We start from the raw sequence: 18,271 nt of genomic DNA, 5'->3' as shown, positions 1-18,271 counted from the left end.
GTGTGTCAGGCGCCGAGGATATTGGCTGATACGCCGCCATCGCGGGCAAGCCCGGCTCCCACAGGGTGCAACGGTGTGTTTAAGACTTTGGGTTTATCGGGGAAAAATCCTGTGTCTCACGGGACGATTCACTCGTGATCAATATCCAATTTCGCAAACGTCACCCGCGCACCATCATTGGTGTCGCCCGTATTGTCCTGCACATACACCCCCGCCTTGAAGTACAACGGCTTGTCGCCCCATGCCGCGCCAATCCGTTCATTCCACTCACTGTCAGCGGCATACACGCTCAGCAGCCCGGCTTTGTTGAGGTTGATCACGTAGGTGAAGCTCTTCTGCAGTGGCACATTGGAGGCGACGATGATCACCTGGCTTTCGGCCTCGTCCGGGCGCATGCGCACTTTGGCGACGATGTTGCCGGTCTGGGTTTTCTCCTTGAATTGGTACTCCAGCTTGATCAACGGTTTCTGGCTGTCGTAGGCGTGGATCTGGCCGATCACGATCTTGCCGGAGGAGGGCACCTGGTTGACGGTGAGGGTGGCGCGCAGGAAGTTGTCGGCTTCGGGGTAGGTCCAGTTACGCAGGCGGCCGTCGGCGTAGGTTTCACGCAATTCGCTGCGTGGGTAGATGGCGTTTTCGGTGCGCGAGCCCGTCACAGGTGTCCAGAACTGCACATCGCTGCCTTCGGCCTGGAAGTATTGATCGTTGAAGCCGCTCAGCAGCCTTGGCGTTTCAATGGTCGTGGGTGGGGAGCCGACCGGAATGCTCAGGTTCCAGGTGGAAAGGTCGATCATGGTGTTGGCCTTTTTACAGAGGGTGTAGGCATTGGCCCAAAGGGCCTTCCAGGTTCTTTATAGGCCGTGCTGGTGAGATTGTTAAACAATTGCTGGCAATTTATTGGCGTCAGCTAAATGTCAAAAAGCCATGTCGCCCGTGAACCGCGGGCTACAGGGCCTTACCGTTAGTCGGCTTCCTGGCCTTTGGCACAATGAGGGCACCCACGTCACTTCTGCTTTTTTGGCCGCGCGGCTAGAGTGAGCCCTCAGTGTTTATCCGGCCTTGGTAGCAAAAGTGACCGGTGCAGCTCCCTAAGGAAGAGACGTAGCATGGATGGCGCTCCACAACACGACGATGCAATTTCGGTTCTGTTGGTGGTCGATGACTACCCGGAAAACCTCGTCAGCATGCGTGCGCTGTTGCAGCGTGACGACTGGCGGGTGATAACCGCCGCGTCTGGCCTGGAAGCCTTGGAGTTACTGCTGGCCCATGACGTCGACCTGGTGCTGCTGGACGTGCGCATGCCGGGCATGGACGGTTTCGAGGTGGCGCGCCTGATGCGTGGCAGCCAGCGTACGCGCATGACGCCGATTATCTTTCTGACGGCCACCGCCCATTCGCCCGACGCGGTGCTGGAAGGCTACGCCAGTGGGGCGATCGACTACCTGTTCAAGCCCTTTGACCCGCACATCCTCAAGCCCAAGGTGCAGGCGTTGCTCGAGCACCAGCGCAATCGCCGTGCCTTGCAGCGCCTGAGCCATGACCTGGAATTGGCCCGAGCTTTTAATGCCTCGGTGCTGGATAACGCCGCCGAGGGCATTCTGGTGGTGAGCGAAAACAGTGTGATCGAGTACGCCAACCCGGCCATTTCCCGGCTGTTGAATGCAACGATGGCTGAGTTGCAAGGCGAAAGTTTCCTCAGTTTCCTGCAAAAGCCCCATGTGCCAGCCTGGTTGGGCTTTCCCATGTACGAGGCGTATCGCAGGGGCGAGACGTGGCGCCAACACGATGCCATTTTGCGCACCGGTCGGGGCCAGCAAGTGCCGGTAGCGTTGTCCTGCGCGCCTTTGCCTGCGGAGCAGAAGGCAATGGTGGTGACGGTGCTGGACATGTCTGAAGTGCGTCACCTGCATCAGCAACTGGAATTCCAGGCCGTGACCGACCCGCTGACCGGGCTGCTGAACCGGCGCGGTTTCCATCAGGCGATGGAGAATACGTTGCTGCGCAGCGAACGTAGCAAGCAGGCGCTGGTATTGCTGTACCTGGACCTGGATGGCTTCAAGCGGGTCAACGATACGTTGGGCCATGACGCCGGGGATCGCGTGCTGCGTTGGGTTTCGGAGCAGATGCAAGCATGCCTGCGTTCCTACGACATTCTCGGGCGCATGGGCGGTGATGAATTCACCGCGTTGCTGGAGCTGGAGTTTCCCGAGCAGGCCGCGAAGATCGCGGAAAAGCTCATTGAGCGCGTATCGGTGTGCCAGCAGGTCGATGGTCTGGAGGTGATGCTTGGGGTCAGTATTGGCATCGCGACGTTCCCGGATTGCGGCTCGGACTTGAGCGGCCTGCTACGGGCCGCGGACATTGCCATGTACGAAGCCAAGCGCGCCGGCCGTCAGCAGTATCGTTACTACGACCAGGAAATGAACGGCCGCGCCCGCTCGCGGTTGATGCTGGAAGACAGTGTGCGTACCGCCATTGCCAACAAGGATTTCACCTTGGTGTACCAGCCTCAGGTCAGCCTGGAAGACGGGCGTTTGCGTGGCGTCGAAGCGCTGTTGCGTTGGCAGCATCCCAGCGTCGGCGATGTGCCGCCGGGCCTGTTCTTGCCACTGCTGGAAGAGGCGCGGTTGATCAACCAGTTGAGTGCCTGGATCTACCAGCAAGTCGCCGCCCAGCGCCAGGCCTGGCAAGCCACCTTCGACCCCGAACTGGTGTTGAGCGTGAGCCTGAGCAGCAGCCAGTTCAACATGCCCAACCTGGCCAACCAACTGCAGCAGATGCTGGAGCGACATGGGTTACAGGCGCGACAACTGGAGGTGGAAATCGGCGAAGACTGCTTGATGAGCAATCTCGCCGAGTCCACCAAGCAACTCCAGTTACTGCGCCGGATAGGGGTGCGGATTGCCCTGGACGATTTTGGCTGCGGCCAGTGCTCCCTGGCCCATTTGCGCGACTTGGCGTTCGACACCCTCAAGCTTGACCCTCAACTGGTGGCGCGCCTGCCTGGCTCTGTGCGGGATGCGGCGATGGCGCGCAGCATCATCCAATTGTGTGAGCATTTTGGTGTGCTGGTGATCGCCGAAGGCGTGGAGACCCTTGAGCAAACCCAGTGGCTCAAGGCCAATGGCTGCGCCCATATCCAGGGGCCGTGGGCGGCGCTGCCGTTGATGGCCGAGGACGTTGCCGGCTGGTCGTACCCTCGCGCGCTTTGAATTCGCTACACTGGCGCCCGTCCCAATTGCGTTGCAGAGCCCATGACCGCGTTGAAATACCTCCAGGCATACCCCGCCGCGCTCCAGGAGCAAGTGCGCCAGCTGATCGCCAAGGACCAGTTAGGGGCTTACCTGGACCAGCGTTACCCCGAACGCCATGCGGTGCAGAGCGACAAGGCCCTGTACGCCTACGCCCTGGCCTTGAAGCAGGAGCACCTGCGCAACGCGCCGTCTATCGACAAAGTGCTGTTCGACAACCGCCTGGACCTGACCCATCGTGCCTTGGGTTTGCACACCACGATTTCTCGGGTGCAGGGCGGTAATCTCAAGTCCAAGAAAGAGATCCGCATCGCTTCGCTGTTCAAGGAGGCGGCCCCGGAGTTTCTGCGCATGATCGTGGTGCACGAGCTGGCGCACTTCAAGGAATCGGACCACAACAAGGCGTTCTATAAACTCTGCCAATACATGATGCCGGGCTACCATCAGGTGGAATTCGACCTGCGTGTGTACCTCACCTGGCGCGATTTGCAGGGCAAGCCCTAACCCCAAGGCGACTGACCATGGATGTGAGCAAGACCAAAAGCAGCTTCTACCGCCGCCTGTACGTGGCGTACTTGATCGACAGCCAACTGGCCAGCAGCGTCCCGGCGCTGACCGAGGCCACCGGCATGCCTCGGCGTACCGCCCAGGACACCATTGCGGCGTTGGCCGACCTGGATATTGTGTGTGAGTTCGAGCAGGAGGACGGTGCGCGTCACCATGCCGGGCGCTATCGGATTCGGGACTGGGGGGCGATTGATCGGGGGTGGATCGAGGCTAATCTGGCGTCGATCAAGCAGGTGTTGGGCTATCCCTGAAGGTCGGCTTAGGCAGGACTGACGCTATCGCGGGCAAGCCCGGCTCCCACAGTCCAGTGTGGGAGCTGGCTTGCCTGCGATGGCGCCCTCAGATGCGCCGCATACCAATATGTGGAATATCATCTTCCAGGTATTCCTCACCCGCCACCACAAACCCATATCGCCCGTAATACCCCTGCAAATGCGCCTGGGCCGAGAGAAAAATCGGCGTTTGCGGCCAGATATCCTCAATGCGCTCAAGCGCCTCCTCCATCATGTGATGCCCCAGTCCGGTGCCCCGTGCCGCTGGCGAAACGATGACGCGACCAATCACCACATCGCCGCCCTGGGACTCCGGGTCCAGCAGGCGCAGGTAAGCCAATAGCTCATTATCTTGCCAGGCCATCAGGTGATGGGTGTCACCCGCCAGGTCCTGCCCGTCGATGTCCTGATACGCGCATTTCTGCTCGACGACGAATACCTCGCTGCGCAAGCGCAGGACGGCATACAGCTGGTCCTTGCCCAAGTCGTCGTGATGTTTGCAAATCCAATCAACCGTCATGATGTGTGCTCTTGTAAAGACGTGCCTGGATAGTAAGCGCGGCGGGCGCTGCTGTCTAAAATTGGCAAATCTGTGAATAGCGTCAATTTGCCATCATTGAGTGCGTGCGCTGCTGGCTGCTTTGTGTAATCTGCAATGCAGGCTCATTGATGAGCTACTGTTATCAGGCCACCGCCTGCCCGCCAAGGACTTTGAGCATGCCGAGATTGACTCGTGCCGTTGCTTTGATCGCAGTGCTGCTGCTGGCCCAGCCGGTGCTGGCACAGCGTCTGCGTCTGGTGGCGGATGGCTGGCCGCCCTTCACCGATGCCACCTTGATCAATGGCGGTTTGGCCACGGATATCGTCAGCACGGCCCTGGCCCGTGCGGGGTACGCCAGTGACTTTGAGCAGGTGCCCTGGGCCCGTGCGCTCAAGGGCGTGGGCGATGGGCGCTACGATGTGCTGATCAACGCCTGGTACGACGAGGCCCGCACGCAGTTTGGCCAGTTTTCTGCTGAGTACCTGCTTAACCGTGTGCGCTTTCTCAAGCGCAGCGACGATGACATTGTTTATCACAGTCTGGCCCGACTGCGCGACGAGACCATCGCCGTGGTACGCGGTTACGCTTACTCGGCGGCGTTCGATCAAGACTCCCAGCTACAGAAAGTACCCGTGCACAACTTCGCCATGGCGGTGCGCATGCTCGCTGCGCGGCGTGTGCGGTTGACGCTGGAGGACGAATACGTAGCGCGTTATTACCTGGCTCGGGAGTCGCCGCGGGTGCGCAATGCGGTGGCGTTTGTGGGCAAGCCGTTGAGCGAGAACAGCCTGCACATTCTGGTCAGTTTGAAGAACCCCGAGCATGCGCAGATTGTCGCCAGCTTTGATCGGGAGATTGCCAGGATGAAGGCTGATGGCAGTTATGCGCGCTTGATGAAGGCGCATGGGATGTAGCGTGCTTGCGGGCCTCATCGCGGGGCAAGCCGGGCCCCCACATTTTGCCCGCATTCTTATGTTGGAACTCGGTCAAATGTGGGAACTGGCTTGCCTGCGATAGGGGTCTAAGCCGCACCGGTATCCTTGATCAGATGCGCCGCCAACGTACGCAACGGCCCCAACTGCCGGCAGATCAACGCCAACTGCGTCTGCACCAACCGCTGCGCCTCATCGATCTCATCGGGCATTTGCTCCAGCTCGGCTGCCAACCCCTCCTCGGCATCACTCTGGATCGCAATCGACTGTTTGTTGGCCAGGCCCGTAGCAATCTCATCGATACTCGCCGCCAGGCTGTTGCCCGCGCCTTCGATCAAGTGCTCGCGCACGTCGGCCGGTAACTGAGTATCGCGGTGCGCACCCAACCCCGACAAATAGCTGAGCAAGGTGTGAGACAGCACCAGGAACCGAAAACCCACGTCGGCTTCCTTACGAAAGTGCCCCGGCTCCATCAGCATATTGGCCAGGGTGGTGGACAACGCGGCGTCGGCGTTGTGCGCGTTGCGGCGGGCCAGGCGGTAAGCCAGGTCGTCGCTCTTGCCGGCGGCGTATTGCTGCATGATCTGGCGCAGGTAGATGCTGTTGCAGGTCAGGGTGTTGGCCAGCACTTTGTTCAAGCGCCGGCCTTGCCAGTCCGGCAGGAACAGGAATACCGCCAGGCCAGCGATCAGGCTGCCGAGCAAGGTATCGAACAGGCGTGGCAGGAACAGCCCGTAGCCATCACCCACCTGGTTGAAGCAGAACAGCACCATCAGCGTGATCGCCGCCGTCGCCAGGGTGTAGCGGGTGGTGCGGTTGATAAAGAACACCAGGCCCGCGGCGATAGCGAACATCGACTGCACCACCGGGTTGGGGAACAGATCGAACAGCGCCCAGGCCACGGTGAGGCCGATGGCGGTGCCGATAATCCGCTGGCCGAGCTTGCGCCGGGTGGCGCCGTAGCTCGGTTGGCAGACGAACAGTGTGGTGAGGATGATCCAGTAACCCTGGGACGCGTGGATAGCGTGCAGGGTGGCGTAGCCGACGGTCAACGCCAGGGACAGGCGCAGGGCATGGCGAAACAGCAGCGAGGTGGGTGTGAGTTGGGTGCGCAGGCGCGTCCACATTTCCTTGAGGTTGCGCGGGGCGCGGTCCAACAGGTTACTGTCGGTGGCGTCCGCCAGGGCATCGGGATTGCTGGCGTCGCCCAGCAGGCGGTCGAGTGTGGACAGGTTGGCCGCCAAGGCGCGCAATGAACGCAGCAGGCCGCGCCAGGCCGGGTTGCTCTGGATGCGCAGATGCTCCAGGGACGCGTTGAGGTCGCCCAGGGCCTGGGCAAAACTGTCGTCATAGATGAACGGTTGGCGCAGTTGGATCGACTCGGCCAGGGTCTGGCACGCCTTGCCTTGCTGGCGCAGCAAGCGCTGGCAGCGAAACAGCACATCGCTATGGAAGAAGGCTTCAGTGAGGGCGTTGTAGGGGTAGTGGGAGGAACTGGCGCGCTCGTGGATGTCCTGGGCCAGGAAGTACAGTTTCAGGTAGCGGCTGACCTTCGAGCCCGGTCGCCCATTGCCGACGCGGTGCAGGATGATTTCCTTCGCGGCATTCAGCGCAGCCACTACCCGGCCATTTTGCTGGGCCAATTCCAGGCGCCGCGCTTCCACGTCCAGCTGCCGGATCGGTTCGAACAACGATGACTTGAGCTTGAGGTAACGCCCCAGCTCGCGGAACAATCGCGCCAGGCTCTGCTGCACCGGCTGGTTGGAAAACAGCGCCTGCCATAGTACGGACAACACACCGTACCAGGCGGCACCGGCCACCAGCAGCAGCGGCTCATGCCAGAAATCCGTGACGGCGCCACCGCGCTGGTCCACGCCGATCATGGTGTAGACCGACAGAATCAAGGTGGCCGAAGCAATCGCGCCATAGCGTTCGCCCAGCGCGCCGAGCATGGTCAGGCCGAAACTGGCCAGGGCCAGGGCGATGGCAAATATCCAGGGGTAAGGGAACAGCAGCTCCACCGACAGCGCGGCAATGCTGAAACACACCAGTGTCACCGCCAGCGCGTTGAGGCGGCCTTGCCAGCTGTCATCGGTCTCGGCCAGGGCGCTGGCGATAATCCCCAGGAAGAGCGGGATCAGCAGCGTCATTTCATCCTGGTACCAACACAACGCCATGCTGCCGGTGAGGGCGATGAACACCCGTACGCTGTAGCTGAATTTATCCAGCGCCCACAGGCGCCGCATGGACTGCTTGAACGAGGTCGATGACATGAAGTCTGGAGTCTTCCGGGACGTTGTCGCTAAATTGAGCCAGTAATGACGCCACGGCAAGCGTAGCGATCACATCGGATAGCAAAATTTTCAGTATCACTGCAAAACCAATGTGGGAGCGGGCATGCCTGCGATGACGATGTGGGATTCACTGCCGCTATCGCAGGCAAGCCAGCTCCCACAGGGGATTGCATCTCAAGGTGCACGTCAGGCGTATTGCGCGGCCGCGTAGCCCGAGGCCCACGCCCACTGGAAGTTGAACCCGCCCAGGTGGCCGGTCACGTCCAGCACTTCGCCGATAAAGTACAGGCCGGGGCTTTTCAGCGATTCCATGGTCTTGGAGGACACTTCCCGCGTATCCACCCCGCCCAATGTTACCTCGGCGGTGCGATAACCCTCGGTGCCGGCCGGTACCAGTTGCCAGCTCCCCAGCTTTTGCGCGATATCGGCAATTTCAGCGTGGGTGTACTGCTTCATAGGCTTGGATTCGAACCAGCTTTGGGCCAGCAGGTTGGCCATCTTCTTGGTGAAGATCTCACCCAACAGGGTTTTCAATTCGCTGTTGGGGTGTTCGGCCTGTTGCTGTTGCAGCCAGGCATGGGCGTCGTGGTCGGGCAGCAGGTTGATTTCTACCGTGTCGCCGGAGTGCCAATACGAGGAAATCTGCAAAATCGCCGGCCCGCTCAGGCCTCGATGGGTGAACAGGATATTCTCGCGAAAGCTCTGGCCGTTGCAGCTCACCAGGCAGTCGACCGAGGTGCCGGACAACTCGCCGCACAACTCCTTGAGCTGGTCGGTGATGGTGAACGGCACCAGCCCGGCGCGGGTCGGCAGCAGTTCATGGCCGAATTGCCTGGCCACTTGGTAGCCGAAACCGGTGGCGCCCAGCGTCGGGATCGACAAACCGCCCGTGGCGATCACCAGGGATTCACAGCGCAGCTCACCCAAGGTGGTTTGCAGTTGATAGCCGCTTTCGAGCTTGGCGATTGCCTCGATGGAAGTGTCCAGGTGCAGGCTCACGCCGGTCTGGATGCACTCGTCGAGCAGCATGCCGAGGATGTCGCTGGACTTGTTGTCGCAGAACAGCTGGCCGAGTTTCTTCTCGTGGTACGGCACGCCGTGCTTGGCCACCAGCCCGATGAAATCCCACTGGGTATAGCGGGCCAGGGCGGATTTGCAGAAGTGCGCGTTGTGCGAGAGGAAGTTGGCCGGCTCGGTGTACATGTTGGTGAAGTTGCAGCGGCCGCCACCGGACATCAGGATTTTCTTGCCGGCCTTGTTGGCGTGGTCGATCAACATCACCTTGCGCCCACGCCCGGCGGCGGTCAGCGCGCACATCAAGCCTGCGGCGCCGGCGCCAATGATCACAACTTCGGTCGAGCGCACAGCCATGTCCTCACAAAACTATTGATTTGAAATGCAATCAACACTGTGGGAGCTGGCTTGCCTGCGATGGCGGTAGTGGATTCACCGTCGCTATCGCAGGCAAGCCAGCTCCCACAGTGATTCGGTCCTTGCAGTCACTATGTTGTTACAGGATCCGCACGCGCAGCGAACGACCTTTGATCTTGCCGTCATTCAAACGCTGCAACGCCTGCTTGGCGATGCCGCGTTCCACGGCCACGAAAGCCTGGAAGTCAAAGATCGCGATCTTGCCGACCTGGGCACCCGGAATGCCGGCTTCACCGGTCAATGCACCGAGGATGTCGCCTGGGCGAACCTTGTCTTTACGCCCGGCGGCGATGCACAGGGTGCTCATCTGCGGCAGCAACGGGCCACCGCTTTGCGGCTTGAGGTTGTCCAGTTGGTCCCAATTCAGCGGCGACTTCTGCAGTTGCTCGATGGCCTGGGCGCGGTGGGCTTCGGACGGCGCCACCAGGCTGATGGCGATGCCGGTCTCACCGGCACGGCCGGTACGGCCTACACGGTGGATGTGAATTTCCGAGTCGCGGGCCAGTTCGACGTTGATCACCATGTCCAGGGCGTCGATGTCCAGGCCTCGGGCGGCGACGTCGGTGGCCACCAGCACCGAGGTGCTGCGGTTGGCAAACATCGCCAGTACCTGGTCACGGTCGCGCTGTTCCAGGTCACCATGCAGGCCAACGGCGGAAATGCCTTTGGAGGTCAGGTGGTCGACGGTTTCCTGCACTTGCTGCTTGGTAAAGCAGAACGCCACGCAGGAGGCCGGGCGGAAGTGCGCCAGCACCTTGGTCACGGCGTCCATGCGCTCTTCCGGGGAGATCTCGTAGAAGCGTTGTTCGATCTGGTCGTCGGAGTGGAACGCTTCGGCTTTCACTTGCTGAGGCGCACGCATGAACTTGGAGGCCAGTTGCTTGATGCTCACCGGGTAAGTGGCCGAGAACAGCAGGGTCTGGCGGCGCGGTGGGGTCTTGCTGATGATGTCTTCGATGGCGTCGTAGAAGCCCATGTCGAGCATGCGGTCGGCTTCGTCGAGGATCAGGGTGTTCAAGCCGTCCAGCACCAGCGAACCTTTACGCAGGTGCTGCTGGATGCGGCCCGGGGTACCGACGATGACGTGGGCGCCGTGCTCCAGGGAAGCAATCTGTGGGCCGAGGGACACGCCGCCGCACAGGGTCAGCACCTTGATGTTGTCTTCGGCACGGGCCAGGCGACGGATTTCCTTGGCGACCTGGTCGGCCAGTTCGCGGGTCGGGCACATCACCAGCGCCTGGCACCCGAAGTAGCGCGGGTTGATCGGGTTCAGCAGGCCGATGCCGAATGCGGCAGTCTTGCCGCTGCCGGTCTTGGCCTGGGCAATGAGGTCCAGCCCTTTGAGGATCACCGGCAAGCTTTGCGCCTGGATCTGCGTCATCTCGACGTAACCCAGCGAGTCGAGGTTAGCCAGCATGGCGGCGGACAGGGGCAAAGTATTAAAAGCGGTGGCGATGGTAGTCACGGGACTGGCTCTGCAAAACAAAATGTCGCGCAGTGTAACAGGCCCCCTTGGGTTTCTTTGTATGTTCTCGACGAGGAGTAGGGGGGCGCGGCAAATTATCAGCTGCAAGCCGCAAGCTTGAGGCTTACAACTTGAAGCTTGCAGCTGCTTCAATGCTCGATATCGTGCTCGCGGCTGACCACCCGTTTGCCGTCCTTGGGCGACAGCTGCAGGAAGATCGCCGCTGCCAGCATCGCCATGAGGCCCACGGTGAGGAAGGTCAGTTGGAAGGCGCCCAGCACGGTATTGACCCCGTCATTGCCGGCTTCGGCGGTAAAGCCGCCGAGCAATGCGCCGGCACAGGCCACGCCCAGGCTCAGGGACAATTGCGCCACCACCGACAGCAAACTGTTGCCACTGCTGGCCTGGGCGTCGTCGAGGTCGATCAGGGTGACAGTGTTCATGGCGGTAAATTGCAGGGAGTTGATGGCCCCCAGTACCGCCAGCATGGCCAACAGCAGCGGGTAGGGCGTTTGTTCGCTGACCAGGCCCATGCTCGCCAGCATCAGGCCCAGGGCCAGGGTGTTGCCGGTCAGGACGATGCGGTAGCCGAGGCGCTCGATAAGCGGGCGTGCGATGGACTTGGCGAACATCGCCGCCGCCGCCAGTGGCAACATGCTCATGCCGGCTTCCGACGGCGAATAGCCCAGCGCCACCTGCAGCAGCAGCGGTACCAGGAACGGCAATGCGCCGCTGCCCAGGCGCGCAAACAGATTGCCCAGAATCCCCACGGCAAAGGTGCGCGTCTTGAACAGCACCGGCGAGAACAGCGGGTTATCGATATGCCCGGCGCGCAGCCAGTACGCCGCCAGGCAGGCAAACCCGCCGAACAGCAGCAATATCACGCGCAGATGCGGCAGGTGCAGTTCGCCCAGGCCTTCCATGGCGATGGTGATCAGCACCATCGCCGCGCCGAACAGCAGAAAGCCCAGGCCGTCGAAGCGCGTGCGCTCGCTGCCGCGCAGGTCGGGGATGAATTTCCACACGGCGTAGCAGCCGATCATGCCCACCGGCAGGTTGATCAGGAAGATCCAGTGCCAGGTCAGGTATTGCACCATCCAGCCGCCCATTGTCGGGCCAAGCAAGGGGCCAAGCAGGCCGGGAATGGTGATGAAGCCCATGATCCGCACCAACTCGGAGCGCGGATAAGCCCGCAGTACCACCAGCCGTCCGACCGGCAGCATCAGCGCACCGCCCAGGCCCTGGATCACCCGTGCGCCCACCAGCATGCTCAAGCTACTGGACAGCGCACACAGCAGCGACCCGATGCTGAACAGCATGATCGCACCAAAGAAAATCTTCTTGGTGCCAAAGCGGTCAGCGATCCAGCCCGACGCCGGAATCAGCAAGGCAACGGTGAGCATGTAGGCGATCACCACGCCTTGCATGCGCAGCGGGTTTTCCGCGAGGTCCTGCGCCATGGCCGGTAGCGCGGTGTTGAGAATCGTCCCGTCCAGCGACTGCATGAAGAAGGCAATCGCTACCACCCAGGGGAGCCAGCGGGCGGTCTTGGCATCGAGAGGGGCACGATTCGGCATGGGATCCCTTTTAATTAGCAGGCTATGTGTTGGCGATTATGCGCCATCCGTCGCCGCTTTTCCCACTGGCGGTTCGTCTATATCTGACAATGTCACATGCTCGCCCACCAGGAAATCCAGCAACGCCCGATGCACTGCCAGCGCGGCTTCGCGGGACTCCAGGTCCAGCAGATGGCCGGTGTGTTCGGCCACCGCAAAGCTGCTGCGGCCTACGTAGTGTTTGAACAGCTGGGCTTCGTCGGCCGGCGTGTATTCGTCCAGCGCGCCGTTGAGAAAGTGCACCGGTGTTTCAATCTGCCGCAGTGCCGGCAAGTAGTTGCCATCGCCCAAGCCCAGCACCTGATGGATATGAAAGCGCGCCTGGCGGTATTCGGTGGTGGCCATGGTCGACAGGTGTCGATGGTTATTGCGCTTGAGGCGCGGCGACAGGTATTTGCCAACCGTTTCGTTGAGCAGATGGCCGACCGCCGACTTGTCATCGGCCTCGATCAGCACACGCACGCGCTCGACATATTCCAGCATCGCCTGGTTGAGGTTGGGCGCCAGGGCCATCACCACCGAGCTTTCGATGGAGGGCGGGTTGTGCGCCAGGGTCAACAGCGTGGAGATGCCGCCCCATGAGGCCGAAACCAGATGGTTGACCGCAAAGCGCGCTACCAAGGCACGCAGGATTTGCACCTCGTCGTCCTTGGTGACCAGGTCGAGTTCGGTGTTGTGCTCGCGTGACAAGCCAGAGAATGGCAAGTCGAACAGCAGCACATTGAAGTGCTCGGCCAGGCATTTGCTGGTGCGGGCAAAGGAGCGTGTGGTGGACAACGCGCCATTGACCATCAGTACGGTTTTTCTATGCGGGTCGTTACCCAGTTGCTCTACGTGAACGTTGTAGTGCTTGTACAGTTTTTCTATGACGAAACTTCCATGGTTCATGTCAACGCTCCAGCTTGCCTTTCCCGGGCAAGGTTATGCTCTCGTGGGCAGGGGTGGCGAGAAGCCATTAACCGTTATAACGAGGAATAAGCAGAGCGACAACATGCCGAACGGCCAAAGTAGGCGGGATAGAAGTTTCGTCGCAGCGCAGGTTATTGAACTGTAGGAGCGAGCTTGCTCGCGAAAAACGACAACGATAACGCAGCGCTGACAGCCAGCCCGCGGTGTCTGTACGTTCTTCGCGAGCAAGCTCGCTCCTACAGTTTATAAAGTCAGCGTCAAACGGTTTACCAAAGCGCCTGGCAACAGGTTGGAAGCGGTGTTGCGCTGGTCATAGGTACTGGCCGACAACAGCAGCTCCCGATCAGCGGTCAGCGCTTCCAATTGCGAACCGAGCAACTGATAGACACTGTCATCAAAGCGCATGGTGCTGACCGGCGCCTTGATCTCGCCGTTTTCCACCCAGAAGGTCGCAAAGCGCGTCATACCGGTCAGGCGCGCTGCCGGCAGGTCGGAGTAGTTCAGGTACCAGAGGTTGCTGATATACAGACCGGTGCCCAACTGCTTGAGAATATCGGCCTGGGCCAGGCTGCCGGCCGCCATTTGCAGGGCGCTGGGCGACTCGTCGCTGCTGGCGCCGTTGGTGCTCAAGCCGTATTCGGCGGCGCTGCGCGAGTTGACCAACTGGCCCTCGGCCTTGCCTGCGTTGATCAGGGTGACATCCTTGCGCGGGTAGCCTTCAGTGGAAAACGCCTGGCTCAGGGAGCCGCTGATCTGCTCATCCACCGTCACCAGCGGGCTCAATGACTGATCACCCGCGTACAGGCGTTGCAACGAACTGCCTTTGCTCGCGATGGCCTGGGCCGAAAAACCACCCCAGGTGATGATGCTGATGATTTCTTCCAGCGCTGCCGGCGCCAGGTAGGCGCGGTACTGGCCGGGCGCCAGGGTGTGGAGCGGGCGACCGAGAAACGCCAGTTGCTCACGGGCCTGTTGGAAACGGGCGGCGAATTCGGCGCTGTTCCAGGTGTGCCCGGCGTAGCTGGCTTTTACCGCTTCGCCATTGGCGTGGAACAGGCTGAAGTCGAAATTGAAGCTGTTAGCCCGGTGCCAGCCGAACGCCCCCGATGAGCTGGCGAAACCACGGCTGATCGGGCCGGCGGCGTAGAAGCCAACCAGGTCCACGCCATCGGCGGCCTGGCTGATGTCGTCCAGCACTTGGGCCAGTTCCGGCAGCGGGCGCAGCTGTTCGTTATGGCTGTGCCAGGCGTCGGGGTTCAGCAGCAGGTACGGGTCAGGCGGCAACAGCGGCAAGGTCTCGCGCAATTGTTGCAGGCCATTCGCCAGGCGTTGACGATCCAGCTGCGCCTCGCCCGACAGGGTGATACCCAGATCGGCGTGGCGCCCATCGTTGATCAGCTTGAGGTTCAGGCTGGCCTGCTGTACCTGGCCGGCCTGGCGTACCTGCGCATGGTTGAAGCGCACGAACTCGGACGCCTCATCCGCGTAGCCGAGGTGAAATTGTTCTTGATCGGTGACCGCCTGCTTGAGCCAATCCACCAGAGCCTTGAAGTGGTTCATCAGGCATCTCCCCCAAATACATCGACATTGCTGAATACACAGGCCGGCGACGCATGGCCGACACGGATCACCTGGTTGGGTTCGCCCTTGCCGCAGTTCGGCGTGCCCAAGACCTTGAAGGTGCTGGCGTCGCCTACCGCGCTGAGCTTGCGCCAGAACTGCGCGGAAATCGCCCGGTAGTTGGGGTTCTTCACCACGCCCTTGAGTTCGCCGTTTTCGATCAACTGGCCCCACTCGCAGCCGAACTGGAACTTGTTGCGCGCATCGTCGATGGACCACGAACGGTTGGTCGACATCAGGATGCCGCTCTCAATGCCGCCCACCAATTGCGCGAGGCTTTTATCCCCAGGCTCGATATTCAGGTTGGCCATGCGGTCGATGGGGGCACGGTTCCAGCTGCAGGCGCGGCTGTTGGCGACGCCTGGCAGGTTGGCGCGAAATTGCGATAAGGCCCCGCCCAAGGGCTTGAGCAGCAGGCCTTCGCGAATCAGAAATTGCTTGCTGGCAGGCGTGCCGTCGTCGTCATGAGCGTAGCTGGCAAGCTGTTCGGGGATGTCCGGGTCGAAGGTGACGTTGAGCAGCGGTGAGCCATATTGCAGGTGGCCGAAGTCGCTGGCTTTCACAAAACTGGTGCCGGCGTAATTGCGCTCGTCACCAAGGATGCGATCCAGCTCCAGCGGATGACCGATCGACTCGTGGATCTGCAGGATCATTTGGTCGGGCATCAGCAGCAGGTCACGCGGGCCGTGGGGCGTATTCGGTGCGAGCAGCAATTGCAGGGCTTCGTCGGCCACCTTGCGGGCGGCGCCCACCAGGCCAAAACGCTGGATCACCCCGGCACTGCCTTGCTGGCCGAAGTTGGTACCGCCCAGGGTACGGGTCTGGCTGTCGTTGCCGTCGAAGGCGGTCACACTCAGGCCCGGAAAGACAAAGCGCTGGGCCTGACGCAATTGCGCGCCGGCGCTGTTGAGATAGATCTGTTCAACCCGCGTGGTCCCCAGGCTGACTTCCCAGCTCACCAGGCGCTCATCCTTGGGCACGGCGGCGGACTCATCGCCGAGCAATTGGTAGCAGTCGCTCAGGGATGGGAAGGGCTGGTCGAGGTCGGGCGACAGGTAGTCGGCGACGTCGCTGGACACTGGCTGCTGGTGCAGGTCGAGCAGGGCGTGAGGCTTGATCAACCGGGCTTGCTGTTCAGCGCGCTCAAGGGCGGCTTGCAGGCCGGCAAGGGAAATGTCGTTGGTCGCGGCGTAGGCTTCCACGCCGTTGAGACGCACGGTAAGCATGGCGCCTTCGTCATGGCCCAGGTGAGGCGGCTCGGCGACGTTCTTGCGTACTGACAGGTACTGACCGGATTCGCGCACGTAGCGCAGGGAGAAAAATTCGGCGGTGGTGCGCAGGGCACCGAAGTGTTTCTTGAGCGTGGCGTGGTGTTCGAACATGGGGCCTTCCTTGTGGGCGGCTCGGCGCGGGCAGGCGAACAGAGTAGGCCTGGGCGGGGAGCTGATCAAGGGAGGTTTTGTTGTGTGATCGTTCCCACGCTCTGCGTGGGAATGCCACCCTGGACGCTCTGCGTCCGCTCTTGAAGGGCGTGACGCAGAGCATCACAGGATGCGTTCCCACGCGGAGCGTGGGAACGATCAATCACTGGGGTGTTTCGGTTACTGCGCCAATGGCCCTACTTCACGCATAGGCTTGCCACGCACCGGCGCATCGCCTGCTACGTAGTAGTCAGCGGTGCTGCGCGGCAGTGGCTTGCGGCCACGGATCTTGTCGGCGATTTTCTCGGCGATCATGATCGTTGGCGCGTTCAGGTTGCCGGTGGTGATGATCGGCATGATCGAGGCATCGACCACACGCAAGCCCTGCATGCCATGCACGCGGCCTTCGCCATCGACTACGGCCATCTCGTCGGTGCCCATCTTGCACGAGCAGGACGGGTGGAACGCGGTCTCGGCGTGCTCGCGGATGAACTTGTCCAACTGTTCATCGGTTTGCACTTCAATGCCGGGGCTGATTTCGCGGCCACGGTACGGGTCCAGTGCCGGCTGCTGCATGATTTCACGGGTCAGGCGGATGCCATCGCGGAACTCCTGCCAGTCCTGCTCGGTGGCCATGTAGTTGAAGAGGATGCTCGGGTAGTCCCGTGGGTTCTTCGACTTCAGCTGGATACGGCCACGGCTTGGCGAACGCATGGAGCCCATGTGCGCCTGGAAACCGTGCTCTTTCACACCGTTGCTGCCGTTGTAGTTAATCGCCACCGGCAGGAAGTGGTACTGGATGTTTGGCCACTCGAACTCTTCACGGGTACGGATAAAACCGCCCGCTTCGAACTGGTTGCTGGCGCCGATGCCGGTGCCGTTGAACAGCCATTCGGCACCAATGGCCGGCTGGTTGTACCAGAGCAGCGAGGGGTACAGCGACACTGGCTGGGTGCACGCGTATTGCAGGTACAGCTCAAGGTGGTCCTGCAGGTTTTCACCCACGCCAGGCAGGTCGTGAACCACCGGGATGTCGAGGCTTTCCAGCAGTTTGGCCGGGCCGACACCGGAGCGTTGCAGCAGTTGCGGCGAAGCGATTGCGCCACTGCACACCAGCACTTCTTTGCGCGCACGGGCTTCAACGCGTTCTTCGGCAGCGCCGATCAGGTAACGCACGCCGACCGCACGCTTGCCTTCGAACAAGACTTTGTCGGTGAGGGCATGGGTGACGATGGTCAGGGTCGAGCGCTTTTTAGCCGTGTCCAGGTAGCCGCGTGCGGTGCTGGCGCGACGGCCGTTCGGCGTGACAGTACGGTCCATCGGGCCGAAGCCTTCTTGCTGGTAGCCGTTCAAATCTTCGGTACGTGGGTAACCGGCCTGTACGCCCGCTTCAACCATGGCGTGGAACAGCGGGTTGTTGCCCGCTTTCGGCGTGGTCACGCTGACCGGGCCGTCGCCACCGTGCCAATCGTTGGGGCCGATGTCGCGGGTTTCGGCTTTGCGGAAATACGGCAGGCAGTCCAGGTAGGTCCAGTCTTCCAGGCCCGGCAGCTTCGACCAGTTGTCGTAGTCCATGGCGTTGCCGCGGATGTAGCACATGCCGTTGATCAGGGAAGAACCACCCAGGCCCTTGCCGCGCCCGCATTCCATCCGGCGGCCGTCCATGTGTGGCTCTGGATCGGTTTCGTAGGCCCAGTTGTAGCGGCGGCCTTGCAGCGGGAAAGCCAGGGCGGCTGGCATCTGGGTGCGGAAGTCGAGGCGGTAGTCCGGGCCACCGGCCTCCAGCAGCAAAACAGTGACGCCTTCGTCTTCGGTCAGACGGGTCGCCAGGGTGTTACCGGCAGAGCCGGCACCCACAATGATGTAATCGTATTCTTGGGACATGAATGTACCCTCGTAAAATGGGTTCAGGCTGCTTTTGTGGCGAGGGAGCTTGCTCCCGTTCGACTGCG

The 18,271-nt window shown here is 61.3% G+C and carries 14 protein-coding genes; 4 read left to right on the top strand and 10 right to left on the bottom strand.

Going from position 1 to position 18,271, the window contains the following annotated elements:
• Window positions 1-128: 128 nt before the first annotated feature.
• Window positions 129-794 carry a polysaccharide lyase family 7 protein gene (locus tag AC1RAC_RS20700; protein WP_492616941.1) on the bottom strand — a complete coding sequence of 222 codons (666 nt, stop codon included), beginning with the start codon at window positions 792-794 and terminating at the stop codon, window positions 129-131.
• A gap of 312 nt (window positions 795-1,106) precedes the next feature.
• Between AC1RAC_RS20700 and AC1RAC_RS20695 the strand changes: the two genes are divergently transcribed.
• From AC1RAC_RS20695 to AC1RAC_RS20685, 3 genes are read left to right on the top strand one after another with little or no spacing between them, the layout of a single operon-like run.
• A complete protein-coding gene (locus AC1RAC_RS20695; protein ID WP_492616940.1) occupies window positions 1,107-3,212 on the top strand; it encodes a putative bifunctional diguanylate cyclase/phosphodiesterase in 2,106 nt (701 codons plus the stop codon).
• A 42-nt stretch (window positions 3,213-3,254) separates the two neighbouring features.
• On the top strand, window positions 3,255-3,755 hold the full coding sequence (locus AC1RAC_RS20690) for a M48 metallopeptidase family protein (RefSeq protein ID WP_034128904.1): 501 nt from the start codon (window positions 3,255-3,257) through the stop codon (window positions 3,753-3,755).
• A 17-nt stretch (window positions 3,756-3,772) separates the two neighbouring features.
• The gene (locus AC1RAC_RS20685) at window positions 3,773-4,069 is read left to right on the top strand and encodes a winged helix-turn-helix domain-containing protein (RefSeq protein ID WP_014720272.1); all 297 of its coding nucleotides are present in this window, start codon (window positions 3,773-3,775) and stop codon (window positions 4,067-4,069) included.
• A gap of 88 nt (window positions 4,070-4,157) precedes the next feature.
• Here the strand turns inward: AC1RAC_RS20685 and AC1RAC_RS20680 are convergent, their stop codons facing one another.
• Window positions 4,158-4,610, bottom strand: a complete 453-nt coding sequence (locus AC1RAC_RS20680; protein ID WP_054898182.1) for a GNAT family N-acetyltransferase — start codon at window positions 4,608-4,610, stop codon at window positions 4,158-4,160.
• A gap of 197 nt (window positions 4,611-4,807) precedes the next feature.
• On the opposite strand from AC1RAC_RS20680, the gene AC1RAC_RS20675 reads away from it, so the two are divergent.
• On the top strand, window positions 4,808-5,545 hold the full coding sequence (locus AC1RAC_RS20675; RefSeq protein ID WP_054898183.1) for a substrate-binding periplasmic protein: 738 nt from the start codon (window positions 4,808-4,810) through the stop codon (window positions 5,543-5,545).
• A 107-nt stretch (window positions 5,546-5,652) separates the two neighbouring features.
• On the opposite strand, the gene yccS is transcribed toward AC1RAC_RS20675, so the two are convergent.
• The 8 genes from yccS to betA form a co-directional block, all read right to left on the bottom strand.
• Complete coding sequence (gene yccS, locus AC1RAC_RS20670) at window positions 5,653-7,836, bottom strand: YccS family putative transporter (protein WP_034128901.1); 2,184 nt, start codon at window positions 7,834-7,836, stop codon at window positions 5,653-5,655.
• Between the two features lie 207 nt (window positions 7,837-8,043).
• Window positions 8,044-9,222, bottom strand: a complete 1,179-nt coding sequence (locus tag AC1RAC_RS20665) for a BaiN/RdsA family NAD(P)/FAD-dependent oxidoreductase (RefSeq protein ID WP_034129071.1) — start codon at window positions 9,220-9,222, stop codon at window positions 8,044-8,046.
• 145 nt (window positions 9,223-9,367) lie between these two features.
• Window positions 9,368-10,705 carry an ATP-dependent RNA helicase DbpA gene (gene dbpA / locus AC1RAC_RS20660; protein WP_229999345.1) on the bottom strand — a complete coding sequence of 446 codons (1,338 nt, stop codon included), beginning with the start codon at window positions 10,703-10,705 and terminating at the stop codon, window positions 9,368-9,370.
• A gap of 197 nt (window positions 10,706-10,902) precedes the next feature.
• The gene (gene mdtD / locus AC1RAC_RS20655; protein ID WP_034128900.1) at window positions 10,903-12,330 is read right to left on the bottom strand and encodes a multidrug transporter subunit MdtD; all 1,428 of its coding nucleotides are present in this window, start codon (window positions 12,328-12,330) and stop codon (window positions 10,903-10,905) included.
• 36 nt (window positions 12,331-12,366) lie between these two features.
• Window positions 12,367-13,257 (bottom strand): alpha/beta fold hydrolase, encoded by an 891-nt coding sequence (locus AC1RAC_RS20650; RefSeq protein ID WP_034128899.1) that lies wholly within the window; start codon window positions 13,255-13,257, stop codon window positions 12,367-12,369.
• A 264-nt stretch (window positions 13,258-13,521) separates the two neighbouring features.
• Window positions 13,522-14,838: a TldD/PmbA family protein gene (locus tag AC1RAC_RS20645; RefSeq protein WP_054898185.1), complete on the bottom strand. Its 1,317-nt coding sequence runs from the start codon at window positions 14,836-14,838 to the stop codon at window positions 13,522-13,524.
• On the bottom strand, window positions 14,838-16,280 hold the full coding sequence (locus tag AC1RAC_RS20640) for a TldD/PmbA family protein (RefSeq protein WP_054922362.1): 1,443 nt from the start codon (window positions 16,278-16,280) through the stop codon (window positions 14,838-14,840). The genes AC1RAC_RS20645 and AC1RAC_RS20640 overlap by 1 nt, the downstream gene beginning before the upstream one ends.
• A 219-nt stretch (window positions 16,281-16,499) precedes the next feature.
• Complete coding sequence (gene betA, locus AC1RAC_RS20635; RefSeq protein ID WP_054898187.1) at window positions 16,500-18,203, bottom strand: choline dehydrogenase; 1,704 nt, start codon at window positions 18,201-18,203, stop codon at window positions 16,500-16,502.
• Between the last annotated feature and the right edge of the window lie 68 nt (window positions 18,204-18,271).

It is taken from the genome of Pseudomonas sp. GW823-FHT02F05 (genome assembly GCF_058797315.1).
The sequence above is the reverse complement of the archived record's forward strand: the minus strand, read 5'-3'. Positions and strand labels throughout refer to the sequence as shown.